Source organism: Vibrio sp. B181a (assembly GCF_030248375.1).
Lineage (GTDB): Bacteria > Pseudomonadota > Gammaproteobacteria > Enterobacterales > Vibrionaceae > Vibrio > Vibrio campbellii.
The window spans coordinates 14,972-28,895 of sequence record NZ_JAHGAD010000019.1; the positions used below are offsets into that span (position 1 = coordinate 14,972).

The following is a 13,924-nucleotide window of genomic DNA, read 5'->3' on the forward strand; positions in this document are numbered from 1 at the left end:
AATGTTTATAAGCAAGACATTCATTAGGTAAATATTGATAAGTTTTTGTATGGCAAAAGTCCGACTCGTTTTCGGCCAAAGCTAGCTTAAATAGAACCGAAAAGCTGCTCACCGAGTTCGCCCTAACTATCAGCAATGAGCTGGTTCAAAAGCTAAGGGCATGAACTAAAATCAACGCCAATGCGTAATAAAGAAAGGTCTTAACTAGAGGATTTATGGATGTTTTCTTTTTTCAAAAACAATTCGGTTAAAAAGCTCAAAAAGCGTCACTCTATACTGTGTGAGCAAGCCATGCAGGCACAGCGTCGCGGTGATATTAAAACGTACTCGTTGTTAACTGCAGAAGCAGAAGAAGTATTTGAGCAAATCAAAACACTGAACACGCCACAGAACTAATGCCTTGCTAAACAGTTGAAATAACAAAGCCCAGCGAGCACGCCGGGCTTTGTGAGTTTAACGCTTTGGACCTTTTATAATTTGTATAGCGTTTATAGTTTGTATCGCTTTCAAACGTTTTGGCTATAAAGCTTCACGTTGTCGCGGTTGCTTAAAGGTCTATCTATCGCTCTTGTGATTTAACGAACGTTTTCGTGCAATCAATCCAGCTAAGAGAACGATCAACCAATGCCAGCCGATAGTGCCGCCTGACGACTCTGAATCTTCCGCTTCTTGAGCTGGGGTGAAATTGAGTTCGTTTGTAATCAGCTCATCGGTGTACGTCATATTTTCTATGGTTACCTTACCGTTGTGCGCAGCGCCCAGACCACCTTTCTTGTACATAATCATAAAGCTGTTATCTGCGTCTCTGACCATCGGTAAATCCACTCTTCCCGAAATCTCACCCGGAACCTGAACCACTTGAAAACCATTGATATAGATTTCTAAGATGTCGTGGTCCTCTTCTGCAAACACTGAAAGATCCATCGATACGGTACCAGTGGGAATCCCTTCAACAATCAACGCCGCTGACCCGTCGTGCTCTAGAACTGGCGATGAAATTGAAGCTTCTATGGTTGTCCACTTTTGAGTGCTGTACACACCACTATTCGGGAAATCGACGAGGTCACTCACCTCCCGCTGAGCTGCGTTCGCCCCCAAAACATAAGCTCTTGGCGTAAACGTCGTTAGCAACGAGTTGGTATGAACTTGCACGCCAAATTCATGCATACCGACTGAATCTAGGTCGTAACCGACACTTACCTCGCAGCTTTCACCAACTGAGAGTGTCTGACAGTTGTTATTGGTGATACTTGCACTCATATTATTAATGGTTGGCGAGTTATGAACAAATGATGGCGAAACCTTTGAGATTTCAATCTCTTGATCTGAATTATTTGTAAGTTCAAAAGTGTGTGAGATTAAACCAAGAGAACGGACGCCCAGTACCTCTTTAGCACGGTAATTTAGACCCACTGTTTGCTGTTCGATCCAATCCTCAAAATAGCTCACGTTCGTGTAAACCCCATAGGCGTTGGGCTGCGCGCACCCTTCCCCCCAACTCACAATACCCAGTTGTTCATATTTTCCGTTATTAGGGAGCATTAACGGACCGCCGCTATCGCCACTGCAAGCATCTCGCCCCCCTTCTGTATAGCCAGCGCAGAAAGCATCATCGCCGATCTCAGCATAACCATCATGAGGGACTTGAGTACATTGGTCCTGGTCAACAAGGGGAACATTGACTTTATGTAACTCACTGGTCTGGGAGACTTCTTCTTCTGACGGGTTCTGATCTCCCCAGCCCATTACCGTGAGTACCTGACCTACTGCCAGATTTCCGCGAGCATAACCATCAACGAGAGTCACTTTAGACTCCGACGGAGCCTGAGCAAGTTCAATAATCGCGATATCATTGCTAACAGGCTCTTTGCTGTAACTCTCATGGGCATATATATGTTCGACAGCGTAACGATGTTTCGCTGTATCTGGGGAGGACAGATCCGATACGCCAATCACTACTTCCACGCCTTCATGACTTTTCGCTTCAATACAATGTGCAGCGGTGAGTACATATCGGTCACCAATAAAACTCGCGCCGCAAAAGTGGCCTTTATAAGCGTCCATATTTTTCGAAACCAGCGCCACCATAAATGGCCAATTGCCTTGTGTTACCTCTTCACCGTTTATGATTTTAGTTTTAATCTCCGCCAATACAGACGGAGAAGACAGACTTACTGCGCAGATACCAAGCGGTAACCATTTTGTCTGATTTGTGTTCATGATCTAGCCTTTTATACACACCCAAAAAGTCGTGCAGGCTATTTTATAAAGTTAACATATGAAACACGATTAACACCAAAGTGTGACAACGCTCTACTTAATTACAGGTAATTGTCTTTCACGTGGTAGAAACTAAAGATTTGCGTTTAGTCCCTATACATAGTTACTTATCGAATCAATGAATAGTCATGATATTGCATTTCAGTTTCGAGCAATATCATGTTCCGCCAACGAGCGAGGTAGAAAAATCGATGGATTGGATATGTTCATATATGCTTATTCTTGTGAACTGCAATCAATAAGACTTCACACATTCTATAAATAACAACAAAGGACTGTGTTATGCCACAAACGTTAGATCAGGCTGTTCAGGTTTTAGACCGAGATTTAGAGGAATTTCTACTTCGCTTCCCACTGTCCATTACGAGCGCGGGCCAATCAAAAGGTGCTATGAGGTTTTACCTGTATAGTCTTGGGGATACCGCTTTCGGAATAAACCAAGGGGTTAAGATGAAGGAGATGCGTTTCCGCCTTGGCCCAAAATCGTTAGCTAAAAACGCGAAAGCACTTCAATGTATTCATATCCCTGTCTCTCCTTTTGAACAACTTAAACCCGACTCCATTTCTAAAGTCACCCACTATGATGCAGCGGACTACTTGGTCACTACTCAATTGACCGGCTGTACCTTTGCTATCCGTAAAGCAAAAGGAGGCGGGCTTGAGTTTTTGCATGTGCAACCAAAGGGGGACTTTAACGGCATGGAAGTACAACGTGCTGTCCAAAAAGAATTTCAAGTCTCTTTTGGCAGAGGAACTGGTAAGGACAACACCACTTACGGTGAAAATACCCGAGTTACGGTTATGGGCGCACGAATAAATGGGCTATGGACCGTCTATGCTCAATATCAAGATTCGAGTGGCAGCGTGACAAAAGTAGACTGCATTTACAAAGAACCAAGCTCTGTGGCTTACGTTGATTAACGTCCGTTAGGCTCAAGTTCGTATCAGCTGAAAACGTAGATAAAGTGAGTTGGCCTAGCTGGCTAACTCACTCTGATTACCCACCTTTTTGATAAATTTACAATCAAACAGACCCTGGTTCTTTTCCACAAAGGATCCTCTGCCCATTGCCATAGACCTCTGGTCTCCCTCTTAAAAGTCGCTTACTATGCCTGTTACCTATAACGCTTTGTGAGCCACTCATGAGCAGAAAAAATAATAAAAATCTCAGCATTCTTCTAAAACTCAACACCTTCATTTCGCCTCATAAATGGCGAGTTGCCGCAGCTTTGGTTGCCCTGTTCGCAACAGCAAGTCTAACGCTATCCGTGGGTTACGGCGTTCGTATGTTGATAGATCAAGGCTTCGCCCAACAATCACAACAAGAACTCACTAACGCGATACAGTTCATCATCGGCGTGACACTGTGTATTGCTGCGGGCACGTTTTTCCGTTTCTATCTGGTTTCCTCGGTCGGCGAGCGCGTGAGTGCGGATATTCGTCTTGCGGTGTTTAACCATGTAATGACACTGCACCCTAGTTACTTTGAGACTAATAGCAGCGGCGACATTATGTCTCGGCTCACCACAGACACAACGCTATTGCAAAGCATTATCGGGTCCTCATTTTCGATGGCCATGCGCAGCGCAATCATGTGTGTTGGTGCCATCATCATGCTGTTTGCGACTAACTTTAAGCTCACTTTGATTGTGCTGGCCTCCGTGCCGTTTGTTTTGGTTCCTATTTTGGTTTTCGGGAGACGAGTACGCGCCCTATCTCGGAAAAGCCAAGACACGATGGCAGATGTAGGCAGCTACGCTGGTGAAGCGATTGAGCATATCAAAACCGTGCAGAGCTTTAGCTCAGAGCAACATGAGCGCGCGGCATTTGCAGTAGAAGTAGAGAAAGCTTATGAGGTTGGCAGACAGCGAGTCAAACAACGCGCGATTCTGATTTCCGGCGTTATCGTGATCGTATTCAGTGCTATTGCCGGGATGCTTTGGGTCGGCGGCAGTGACGTTATTCACGGTAAGATGTCGGGCGGCGATCTAGCGGCATTTGTGTTCTATGCCATTATGGTTGCATCCTCTACAGCGACGATTTCGGAAGTCATGGGCGAACTGCAAAGAGCTGCAGGTGCCACAGAGAGGTTGATTGAGATTCTACAAGTGGAAAGTGACATCACGGCACCAACTAATCACATGCCGATCACCGACACTATGCCTGCGGAAGTAACGTTTGATTCAGTGAACTTCAACTACCCTTCCCGCCCAGACCAGCCTGCAGTGAAAGGATTAAACCTAACGGCTGAACGAGGTAAAGTGTTGGCTCTGGTTGGCCCATCAGGTGCAGGTAAAACGACGTTGTTCGAACTACTACAACGCTTTTATGACCCGCAGCAAGGGCGAGTCTTATTCGGTGGTGAAGACATTCGTCAGTTCGATCCAAACGATCTTCGTGGTCAAATGGCATTGGTGCCGCAACAACCGGCTTTGTTTAGTCACGATGTTTTCCATAATATCCGCTACGGTAATCCGGATGCTACTGACGAGCAGGTCATTGAAGCAGCGAAGAAAGCACATGCTCATGAGTTTATCGAAAAGCTACCGGATGGTTACCACAGCTTTTTGGGCGAGCGTGGCGTGAGATTGTCTGGCGGACAAAAACAGCGCATCGCCATTGCTCGTGCCATTTTGAAAGACCCTAAAATCCTATTGCTTGATGAAGCCACCAGCGCACTAGACAGTGAAAGTGAACATCATGTTCAGCAGGCACTTGAGGCTCTGATGAAAGACAGAACGACGCTAATCATTGCCCACCGACTGTCGACTATCCAACATGCGGATAAGATAGCCGTGTTAGATGGTGGAGAGTTGATTGATATCGGTAACCACCAATCGTTGATGCAAAGCTGTGAGTTGTACCAGCGCTTAGTGGCGTTACAGTTTAAGCACTTAGAGTAACCATAACACAAAGCCCGCTATCCTTAGCGGGCTTTGTGTTTCTCTGTCGATAACTATAACCAAGTCGCACTTTGTAAGCTTAGATAAAAGCTGCGCGATCAACCGATCGACGGCATCTTAACGCAACGCTTTTTCCATCGATAAGTGCACAATTCCAGCCGATAGAAACTCATCACCAAAAGGCGTAAAGCCCAGCTTGGCATAGAAATCAATCGCATGCTTTTGCGCACCAAGATAAACACGGGGATAACCCTTATTCTGTGCTTCTTGAACCAGAGACAACACAATTTTTGCACCTAAGCCCTGACCTCGGAAATCACTAAGGATTGCGATACGTCCAATGTGGCCGTCAGTTAAAATTCGTCCGGTGCCTACGGGTTCACCATTACACAGAATCAATGAATGCATTGCCACATTATCGAGTCCATCGAATTCAATTTCCGGGGAGATAGCCTGCTCGTTGATAAAAACACGTTCACGAATGGAACGAATATGCTGTTCATTTTCACCTTCAAAAGTGACGTTTACTACTTCAATCATCATTTACCTTTTTATTGCAATAACGCGGGGAATGCTGAGATAAAAGCAGCTTGTAGCTCCCCGCTTGACGCCACTATACATAGCCTTTAGGTATTTTATAAGTGCCTAAAAACACAATTTTTGTTGAATACGTTTGAGCCCGTGTAGCAATGAATGAAGCACCCAAGGCTTTGGAGAAATTCAACGTATTTACGTCGCTATTTTCTTAAGAACACTTCCATGTTTTATCCGTTTCACTAACTAGAGGTTGCATGACATTTTTAACTTCGATATCACGCCCTGTAAGCGTGCACAAAACAATTCCAGGCTCTCTTATATCGGCACGCTCAATGCGTTCACCTTGTGGATTCCAGATCGTACTCTTACCACACGTCTCCCAACCACCTGTTTTTGAAATGTGATTACTTAAAAGCACTGGTATTCTTTGTTCCACCGCGATTTCGGATAAGATAATTGAATCTGGTGCGTAGCCGCCTTCAGAAATAAGAGCACTTGCGATATAGATATCAGCCCCTGACTCTCCAGCCCGTTTGGCATGATCCTTATGAACAAAATCCGCACAGATGGCTAATGCTGCTTTGTGTCCATTAATATTAAAAAAGTAATCAGAGGAGCCAGACGAGCAATACGTTTGTTCACCTTCATGCAGATATTGCTTGGCGTAAAAGGATACACGGCCATCAGGGAAACAAATCACGGCTCCGATTGCTGGCTTTTTTGTATTGGCGTACTTGAGAGGGCAACCCACGATGACAATGATCTTGTTTTCTACAGCGGCTCTGGATAATTGTTGAAAGTTTTCAGGTTCCGGCGCAAGAGCAAGCTCCTCTGCGAGATCGAGTTCATAACCCGTCAGTGATAGCTCAGGAAATACGACGACATCAGCACCATTACACGACGACAACGCGATCATATTGAGATGACTGGTAAGATTGTACTCAACCTCTCCTCTTTCAACAGGAATTTGAGCCAGACTGATTGTTACTGCGGTTTTCACATTCTTTCCTTAATAGCTTAAGCAGCGGTAAAGTATGGTTCGAGAGAAAAAACGGCGGATAGAAGAGACGTATACACTCTCTATCCCAGCAGCAACAAACGTTGCAACCATGATTTTTTTACTCAAAATGCTTACCCTGCTTGTTTAACCCAAGTCACATTTTCGCTGTCCGTTGGAATCTCGAACCAAGACCAAAATAGGTCCAGCATTTCTGGTGTCATATGATAAGACTTACTGTTTAGGTCTGCGTTACGCAAAGAGGCTCTTTGCTTACATGTATCAAAGGTACGTCGAGATAATGAACTTCACTCTCAATACCAATGTCTGATGCCCATTTGATAAAGCTTTCGCGACCTGATCTACGCCAGAAGCCGAAATCAAAAATAACAGGGACTCCGAGAGAAAACAGTTGTTGCGCTGATTCTTTGAAGAGGTCTTGCAGTGTCGCCAATCGTTTATCGAAGACTTCACGCTCCATGTGTTCGCCATACAAAGGAATCATCCATTCATCGATAGAGAAACGAAAAGCACCATGCTTTTCTGCAAGGGCTTTTGAATACGTTGTTTTACCAGAACCAATAAAGCCACATACGAGATAGATTTGGGTCATACGCTCCCCTCAATGAACCGAAAAACACCATTAGATAACAATTTAATGCCATACTAAACAGTTGCTTTATGCAAAGTTTTCTAGCTTGTTATCTTCTTTAAGTAAGTTAATCAACGGTAGAAACAGTGGCTCTGGTAAATCATCTAACCGACACCATTTCCATTGCTTACATTTATCCGGCTCAGTGACTTGTGGTTCGCCACTGCTACTCGATGCAACTACAAACAAGGTGACGTAGTGCTTACCTTCTTTCTCAAAGATATCATTCGTAAAAGTGAACTTTTCAATTGAATCAACGATTAGGCCGGTTTCTTCAAGCACTTCTCGCTTCGCACAATCTTCTATACTTTCACCGAGTTCAAGGTGCCCGCCGGGTGTAGCCCAAGTATTCGCACCATGAGATCCAACTCTCTCACCGAGTAATATTGCCCCATCACGAAGGATGATGGTCGCCACTCCAACTCTTACTTGTTTATTCATGTATCGTCCATTTCAAACCGCTACGTCCACTTTATTGGCTTGTCGAGCGTAGCATTTTAATTCGTTTATTATTGCGCTACCGTTTTAGCGTTAGGCTCTGGCTTGGACCATTTTATGATCGCTCTCAAATTCATCGAGAAGAAAATAACGTTAGCGATGATCATAGCGACACTGCCCGTCAAATAGCCAACGGCCACCCAACTAGTATTGCCGCACATCATCAATATGAATCCAATTTTGTTTTTGTTACCGATCTGCCAAATCGCGAGAAATGTGAGCACCATTGCTACCCAATCGATGCCATAGTATTGAAAGTATTGCATGTGATATTTTCTTTTTGTAATAAAGCCAATAATCACTCATTGATTTTGGCTGTTGGTAACAAGAATTTTTCTTTAAGTATCTTTATCTATTGCTCACTGATTGCGACTTTTCCTGCTAATCCAATAAGTAACGCACCTGATACACCTTCTAGCGCTCGTGTGTAGATCCGAGAATTTGGTCGGTTGAAAACCCAACAACCAACCGAGGCGTATAACACGTTACAAGCTGTCGCTAATGCGCTAAACACCAAACCTAGCACAAATAATTGTGTCGATACTGAGCCTAAAGAAGGCTCAATAAATTGTGGTAAGAAAGAGAGAAAGAAAAGTGCCACTTTCGGATTCAATACACTGACAATGACGCCTTGAACGAACACATTTTTGTTGGCTTCAACGCTTTCATCAAATTTTAAGTTACTATCACCACGCCACATAGAAAAGAGCGACTGGATGCCCAAGTACATCAAGTATGCCGCTCCCATCCATTTTACAATGCTAAATGCTAACGCCGAGCTAAGCACGATAGCAGAAAGACCCAAGCATGCTGCTAAAGTATGGGCGAAATAACCGACACCGAGCCCTAACGCAGCTTTCATGCCACTGGCCATTTTCCCTTTCATAGTATTAGAAACGATATAGATAACATCGGGCCCTGGAATCATATTGATACCAAGGCAAGCGACGGCAAACAGTAAAATTGAGCTCAGATCCATTTTTTACTCCATGAGACTTTATAAAACATGTACTATTTATCAGGGCTATAGTGCCGATCAAATTAAATAAACTCAAGCTATACATTAATAATTTAAACCATTAATATCAGACACTTAAATAACAATAAGCACATTAAGAGATATCTTTTTTGTTCGAGAAAAATAGCTGAAAAACATTGAAGTCACGCTTGCAGCATTGAAATATTATGTTACATTCATACTCAGCTTGATCACAACCAAGTGCCGGGAAAAGCCGACCTTGCGTAACACTCCTCTCCATTACGCAACATCCCACCAACAAAACCTAACTCATACTCAATGCCCCGTTTTGCGGAGCATGTATTTCTTGTTATTAGAATAATCACAGTGGATTAACTATGTTTTTCATATCTCATGAGGGAAAGTGGTTTCGATTTTTAATGGTGTTTATCTTCCTTGGTGCCGCAATGGAGACGGATATCTATTTACCAACATTTCCCGATATACTCAGCGATTTCAACACCAATGCTGTTATGGTTCAGCGCATTTTGAGCTACAACTTTATTGGTATCTGTCTCGGCTCTTTATTATACGGTCCTCTATCCGATCATTTTGGCCGCAGAAAGGTGTTAATGTTTGGTTTTAGCATTTTTCTTACCGCAAGCATTGGCTGTATCTTTTCGACAAGTATTGAACAGCTGCTGGCATTTCGACTATTGCAAGGCTTCGGAAGCTCAGCATGTGTGATAGTGGGTACGGCAATGATCTTCGATTTATTCGAGGAAGAATCAGCAGCAAAACTCATTTCAGACTTAAACACATTGGTGGTTAGTCTCATGGCTTTTGCTCCACTCATTGGTGGATGGATCAGCTTACATATGGGCTATAAAGCAAACTTCGTTTTTATCGCAGTTCTCGTACTTATTTCCGCACTCAAATGTTTCCTGTTCTTGCCAGAATCTCTCGCTGTGAACAAAAGAAAGAAACTAGCACCAAAGCGTATTCTCAGTGATTATAAGACGGTCTTATCTTCCACTGAGTTTTGGTACAACACATTAGTCACCAGTTTGATCCTTGGTGCCTACATGATTTATGTGTCAAACATGTCCTTGCTGTATATCGATAAGTTGGGGGTTAGCCCAAAGCAGTTCCCGTTTTACCAAATGGCGACACTCGGCACATTTGTCTTGGTAAGTTTGAACAACTCACGCTTGATAGATAAGTTCGGTGTTGAAAAGCTTAAAGCAACTGGCCTTGGACTGATATTCGCTAATACCCTGATATTTTTCATATCACCGTCGAATTTACTGGATTCACCAGTATTCTTAACGGCAACCATGTGTTTGTTTTCGATTGGTGCAGGATTATCGATAGGTTTGTTTTTTGCAAAGTCAATGCAGGTATTTCCAGAACTCACGGGCATTGCGGCATCTCTAGTGACAGCGATAAGACTGTTTATAGTATCTGCCGCTATCGATATTGGCAGTAATGCTTACAAGGGAACATCGCAGTCAGTCGTCCAAATCATGACGCTTGTCGTTCTCGTTTTGGCTACCCTTTGGCTGGCGAATTATGTGCGCGTGAAAACAACGTCAGGTTTATCAGACGCCAACTAATCACTCGTAAATAAAACAAGGAGAGCATGTCAACGCTCTCCTTTTCACTGTAGGGTACTTTTAGATTCTTAATGATCTACTTGGAACGATGTTGGGAATAAACTCGCTCTAGTTTATCCAAAAACGTATGGAGCTTCTGGTTCATTTCTTGATAGTCATGGTTCAACAATACCTCTGGCTCCTCAACGAATCTTTGGTATTTTGCATCGCTGAGGTCGTCGTTTTTAATGAGTGCAGCAACGATTTCTTTATTCAGCTCCATGTGGCACTGAAAGCCAAACACCCTGTCGCTGTAAGCAACAATTTGTCTTGGGCAACCTTCACTGTGCGCGATAACCCTAGACTTATCCGTTAAGCCCGGCATGTCGTTATGCCAGTGCCCAACCTCTATTACACTGCCAAAATGCTCGAACATAGGATCTGTTGTGCCCTCCTCGGTTAATGTTATCGGGAATTTACCAATCTCACGCTCAGGGCTGTGCTCATATTTCGCCCCCAAAGATTCACCAATAAGTTGAGCTCCCAAGCAGACACCCAGCACAACTTTGTCGAATAAGACCGCCTTTAAGATCACCTGCTGTTCTGCTTTGGAATCAAAATGGGCGCATTGTTCACGTGTCACACTCGGATCCTGTGGTCCTCCCATAATAATAAGAAAATCGATATCTTCTATTTTCTGAGGTAGCGGTTCCCCTTCGTACACACGCGAATAAGTAATACTGTGGCCACGCTGTTGTGCCCAAGTTTCATAGGCTCCGGGGGCTTCAAAACTTTCATGGATAATAAAGTGAATACGCATCTCTTTTCCTTTTTATATAACGTTTCACCCCAGATGTTATATAAAATCCCAATGACCAACTTTATACTAAATGACCATTAACATAGATAAGCCGCCAAACATGCAAGCAAACGAACTCATACGACTTAACGCAGATAAACAGCTGATAACCAAAGCCACAACTATGGTGGCTGGCTACATCGATGACGTTCATACCCATCCTTGGCATCAGATAATCTTTCCCTTGAAAGGCTTGTTACAATCAAGCATCGACGACAAATGCCTGATCCTTCCGCATAACGGCATGCTTTACATTCCCGCATACACCATCCACAAATCTATTGCGGTAACGGAAACACAATTTCTGGCGATTTATCTCAACCCAGATAAGTTTGTGCAATACGCAGAGACGCCTAAATACTGCCTAGTGAAAGCCTTCATTAAAGAGCTGATACTTTTGCTGTTTGAAAAAGAGACGGTCTCACAACCTGAATCGAATATCACGCATTTACTCACCGTATTGAGAGACCAAATTGGCGCCTCCGACCGTTACGAGTTGCCCCTACTGATTCCGAAAGATAAACGTCTGCTGGCCATCTTTTCACAAATTAGGCAGCAACCTGATCTGCCCTTTACATTGAAGCAATGGGCGACAAAAGTAGGCGCATCGGAACGCACTTTGTCTCGTATATGCGCGCGAGAATTCTCTCAGTCATTTTCATTGTGGCGACAAAATTTAAGGCTAGTGTTATCGCTACAGTTGTTGGCAACAAACAAGAGTATTCAAGAAATTGCGTTAGATCTGGGGTATGGTTCTGACTCCGCCTATATCTATGCTTTCAAACAAATTTTTAACCAGACTCCAAGCAAGTATCGGAATGAGAGCTTAAAATATGACGCGGTTATCAGTACACTCTTGAACTGATAATCGGGGTCTTATATAGACAATCAGATAAAACAAAGGCGAGCTAAAACGCTCGCCTTTGTAATGTTGAATTTGGCAACCCAGATTAATCTTGTGGGTTTTCTTTCGCGTTGATCTCTGCGTATGTGTGCAGAAGCTCTGTCAGAGTTTTCACCCAAGCGAAAACATCTGTTGGTGTGTTTTCTAGTAGCTTTTCTACTTGTTCACAATGGGTTTCCAATGTGATTGCTTCTTCAAGACGGAATGAAATTGCGTAGAAGTGCCAAAGGACTAGACGCGTCATTCGCTCGCTGTTTTGCTTCGCGTTATCCGATTCATCAAACGCTTGTTGAATTTCACTTAGCGCGATTGCTGTCATACGTAACATCGCATCTAGGCGCGCCGACAACATGCGGTCTTCACTGTCTACTTCTTCTTGATCAAAGGTAAACAGCTCGTTCATCACGTCTTCTGGTACCATTTTGCCGATCATGCGCGCACTGAACTCTTCCAGTTCATGGCGTGGCATAGTCACTAGACAATCGAATGTGTAATCACGAAGCATAAAATCACTCTACATTAGTTATCACTTTTAGGGTGCGCATTCTAAAGACTGTGGCTTCAATTACCAGCGTTTATTATCTTTGATGTAAATACAAACGCAGATAACAGAGGTTAATCGGAAGATTTGCTCTTCTGAAAATACTGGAAAACTTTCCAAACAAGGAACCCCGCAACGCCAACAATTAATGCTGAACGAAGCAGAATAGGTGCATCGTGTTCTAGCTGGCTAGCATGAGGGACAATACTTGCAAATAAACGACTGGTAAAAAGCAGCCCCATCACCAACATAATAATTTTGTTCATACGATCTTCCCATTCCAATACAAGCACAGCAAACAACGATCAATCTACTTGCCAACAAGGGCAAACCTGCTCTGAGTGAGCGTAAAAGAATGCGCGTCTTGGGGTTAGCCGTCAATGCGTGGACGAGTAAGCTAATATTGCAAATGTGGGGGTGCGCTTAGCGATTTTGGCTACATAAATCTTAAGTGCCGCACCTTAACTACCAAAAAACTCATCTCGCCGTTCTTCGAGCCACAAGTCATAGTTTTTCATCACTTTGGAGAACTGAGAGCTCTGAATGTAACCGTTCAACCACGCTTTTAAGTTCGGGTATGGACTTTGACGAAAACATTGCTTGTCGATGCGAGCGTATTTTCGGATGAATGGCAGTATCGCAATATCAACTAAGCTCTCTTGGTTTGAAAGTAGAAAAGCGTGCTCCGTTAAACGTGATTCAAGCTTTATGAGTTCGGCTTCACACACTTGTCGCAGCTCTGCGACGTTGTCTTCATGGTAACGCTTGGCACACCCAAATGCGTTCATTGCGGGAACAAACTGAGTCTCGAACAGTTCGATGATCTCCAGCATACGAGGCAAAGCATCAGGGTTATCACTTCTCATCAAGTTATCCGGATCATTCTTGCCCAATGCCCAAATCATGATATCTAAGCTTTCTTCAAGTACTTGGTTAGGAACCGAAGCATCCTTTTGCTCTGATTGAGAAATCACTAGTACAGGCACACTTCCTTTCGGTGAAGCTTCTAACATCTCCGATGGTTTGTTATCGAGCTTAATGGAACGCATTAACACGCGTTTCTGGGCTTTGAACAATGCAAGTCGAGCTCGAATCGCGTAGGGGCAATTGTGCAATGAGTAAAGGATCGGCACAGAATCATTGTTGCTCTTGAGCACCATCTTTAAACGTCCTTCTGAATACTATCCCGCCTTTAGAGTA

Annotated in this window: 15 protein-coding genes and 1 pseudogene; 5 read left to right on the forward strand and 11 right to left on the reverse strand. The window is 43.7% G+C overall.

Translation table 11 applies throughout. From position 1 onward, the window contains the following. The first annotated feature begins 219 nt into the window (after positions 1-219). Entirely contained in the window at positions 220-396 is a 177-nt protein-coding gene (locus tag KIO97_RS08420; protein WP_285381902.1) for a DUF6435 family protein, read from the forward strand. A 159-nt stretch (positions 397-555) separates the two neighbouring features. Here KIO97_RS08420 and KIO97_RS08425 read toward each other — a convergent pair whose 3' ends face one another. Then, positions 556-2,220: a trypsin-like serine protease gene (locus tag KIO97_RS08425; RefSeq protein ID WP_285381904.1), complete on the reverse strand. Its 1,665-nt coding sequence runs from the start codon at positions 2,218-2,220 to the stop codon at positions 556-558. A 342-nt stretch (positions 2,221-2,562) separates the two neighbouring features. Here KIO97_RS08425 and KIO97_RS08430 point away from each other — a divergent pair, with 342 nt between their 5' ends. Both KIO97_RS08430 and KIO97_RS08435 read left to right on the forward strand, forming a co-directional pair. Beyond that, complete coding sequence (locus KIO97_RS08430) at positions 2,563-3,201, forward strand: hypothetical protein (protein ID WP_045395700.1); 639 nt, start codon at positions 2,563-2,565, stop codon at positions 3,199-3,201. A gap of 221 nt (positions 3,202-3,422) precedes the next feature. After that, positions 3,423-5,183, forward strand: a complete 1,761-nt coding sequence (locus tag KIO97_RS08435; protein ID WP_045454462.1) for an ABC transporter ATP-binding protein/permease — start codon at positions 3,423-3,425, stop codon at positions 5,181-5,183. A gap of 117 nt (positions 5,184-5,300) precedes the next feature. On the opposite strand, the gene KIO97_RS08440 is transcribed toward KIO97_RS08435, so the two are convergent. From KIO97_RS08440 to KIO97_RS08465, 6 genes and pseudogenes are all read right to left on the reverse strand, one after another. Continuing rightward, positions 5,301-5,723 (reverse strand): GNAT family N-acetyltransferase, encoded by a 423-nt coding sequence (locus KIO97_RS08440; protein WP_285382119.1) that lies wholly within the window; start codon positions 5,721-5,723, stop codon positions 5,301-5,303. 205 nt (positions 5,724-5,928) lie between these two features. Beyond that, positions 5,929-6,720: a carbon-nitrogen hydrolase family protein gene (locus KIO97_RS08445; protein ID WP_285381908.1), complete on the reverse strand. Its 792-nt coding sequence runs from the start codon at positions 6,718-6,720 to the stop codon at positions 5,929-5,931. 131 nt (positions 6,721-6,851) lie between these two features. Continuing rightward, positions 6,852-7,330 (reverse strand): annotated as a pseudogene (locus KIO97_RS08450) (AAA family ATPase). Positions 7,331-7,396: 66 nt separating this feature from the next. Continuing rightward, positions 7,397-7,810: an NUDIX hydrolase gene (locus KIO97_RS08455; RefSeq protein ID WP_285381909.1), complete on the reverse strand. Its 414-nt coding sequence runs from the start codon at positions 7,808-7,810 to the stop codon at positions 7,397-7,399. A 68-nt stretch (positions 7,811-7,878) separates the two neighbouring features. Further along, complete coding sequence (locus KIO97_RS08460) at positions 7,879-8,133, reverse strand: hypothetical protein (RefSeq protein ID WP_005533194.1); 255 nt, start codon at positions 8,131-8,133, stop codon at positions 7,879-7,881. 86 nt (positions 8,134-8,219) lie between these two features. Then, positions 8,220-8,846 (reverse strand): LysE family translocator, encoded by a 627-nt coding sequence (locus KIO97_RS08465; protein ID WP_010643905.1) that lies wholly within the window; start codon positions 8,844-8,846, stop codon positions 8,220-8,222. Positions 8,847-9,223: 377 nt separating this feature from the next. Here KIO97_RS08465 and KIO97_RS08470 point away from each other — a divergent pair, with 377 nt between their 5' ends. Continuing rightward, positions 9,224-10,441: a multidrug effflux MFS transporter gene (locus KIO97_RS08470; RefSeq protein WP_285381912.1), complete on the forward strand. Its 1,218-nt coding sequence runs from the start codon at positions 9,224-9,226 to the stop codon at positions 10,439-10,441. A gap of 76 nt (positions 10,442-10,517) precedes the next feature. On the opposite strand, the gene KIO97_RS08475 is transcribed toward KIO97_RS08470, so the two are convergent. Further along, entirely contained in the window at positions 10,518-11,240 is a 723-nt protein-coding gene (locus tag KIO97_RS08475) for a type 1 glutamine amidotransferase (RefSeq protein ID WP_285381915.1), read from the reverse strand. Between the two features lie 100 nt (positions 11,241-11,340). Between KIO97_RS08475 and KIO97_RS08480 the strand changes: the two genes are divergently transcribed. Next, positions 11,341-12,144: an AraC family transcriptional regulator gene (locus KIO97_RS08480; protein WP_285381916.1), complete on the forward strand. Its 804-nt coding sequence runs from the start codon at positions 11,341-11,343 to the stop codon at positions 12,142-12,144. A gap of 85 nt (positions 12,145-12,229) precedes the next feature. Here the strand turns inward: KIO97_RS08480 and KIO97_RS08485 are convergent, their stop codons facing one another. The 3 genes from KIO97_RS08485 to KIO97_RS08495 all read right to left on the reverse strand — a co-directional run bounded on the left by KIO97_RS08485 (position 12,230) and on the right by KIO97_RS08495 (position 13,884). Beyond that, positions 12,230-12,688, reverse strand: coding sequence for a hypothetical protein (locus KIO97_RS08485; protein ID WP_005431386.1), 459 nt, complete (start codon positions 12,686-12,688; stop codon positions 12,230-12,232). Positions 12,689-12,798: 110 nt separating this feature from the next. Further along, positions 12,799-12,990 carry a hypothetical protein gene (locus tag KIO97_RS08490; protein WP_038889301.1) on the reverse strand — a complete coding sequence of 64 codons (192 nt, stop codon included), beginning with the start codon at positions 12,988-12,990 and terminating at the stop codon, positions 12,799-12,801. Positions 12,991-13,185: 195 nt separating this feature from the next. Continuing rightward, the gene (locus KIO97_RS08495; protein WP_285381919.1) at positions 13,186-13,884 is read right to left on the reverse strand and encodes a glutathione S-transferase; all 699 of its coding nucleotides are present in this window, start codon (positions 13,882-13,884) and stop codon (positions 13,186-13,188) included. Positions 13,885-13,924 lie beyond the last annotated feature (40 nt).

Bases quoted from the DNA above. Each gene is read 5' to 3' on its own strand.
- KIO97_RS08490 (WP_038889301.1), bottom strand. From the start codon at position 12,990: ATGAACAAAATTATTATGTTGGTGATGGGGCTGCTTTTTACCAGTCGT.
- KIO97_RS08430 (WP_045395700.1), top strand. From the start codon at position 2,563: ATGCCACAAACGTTAGATCAGGCTGTTCAGGTTTTAGACCGAGATTTA.
- KIO97_RS08425 (WP_285381904.1), bottom strand. From the start codon at position 2,220: ATGAACACAAATCAGACAAAATGGTTACCGCTTGGTATCTGCGCAGTA.
- KIO97_RS08485 (WP_005431386.1), bottom strand. From the start codon at position 12,688: ATGCTTCGTGATTACACATTCGATTGTCTAGTGACTATGCCACGCCAT.
- KIO97_RS08420 (WP_285381902.1), top strand. From the start codon at position 220: ATGTTTTCTTTTTTCAAAAACAATTCGGTTAAAAAGCTCAAAAAGCGT.
- KIO97_RS08470 (WP_285381912.1), top strand. From the start codon at position 9,224: ATGTTTTTCATATCTCATGAGGGAAAGTGGTTTCGATTTTTAATGGTG.
- KIO97_RS08460 (WP_005533194.1), bottom strand. From the start codon at position 8,133: ATGCAATACTTTCAATACTATGGCATCGATTGGGTAGCAATGGTGCTC.
- KIO97_RS08475 (WP_285381915.1), bottom strand. From the start codon at position 11,240: ATGCGTATTCACTTTATTATCCATGAAAGTTTTGAAGCCCCCGGAGCC.
- KIO97_RS08435 (WP_045454462.1), top strand. From the start codon at position 3,423: ATGAGCAGAAAAAATAATAAAAATCTCAGCATTCTTCTAAAACTCAAC.
- KIO97_RS08480 (WP_285381916.1), top strand. From the start codon at position 11,341: ATGCAAGCAAACGAACTCATACGACTTAACGCAGATAAACAGCTGATA.
- KIO97_RS08455 (WP_285381909.1), bottom strand. From the start codon at position 7,810: ATGAATAAACAAGTAAGAGTTGGAGTGGCGACCATCATCCTTCGTGAT.
- KIO97_RS08465 (WP_010643905.1), bottom strand. From the start codon at position 8,846: ATGGATCTGAGCTCAATTTTACTGTTTGCCGTCGCTTGCCTTGGTATC.
- KIO97_RS08495 (WP_285381919.1), bottom strand. From the start codon at position 13,884: ATGGTGCTCAAGAGCAACAATGATTCTGTGCCGATCCTTTACTCATTG.
- KIO97_RS08440 (WP_285382119.1), bottom strand. From the start codon at position 5,723: ATGATTGAAGTAGTAAACGTCACTTTTGAAGGTGAAAATGAACAGCAT.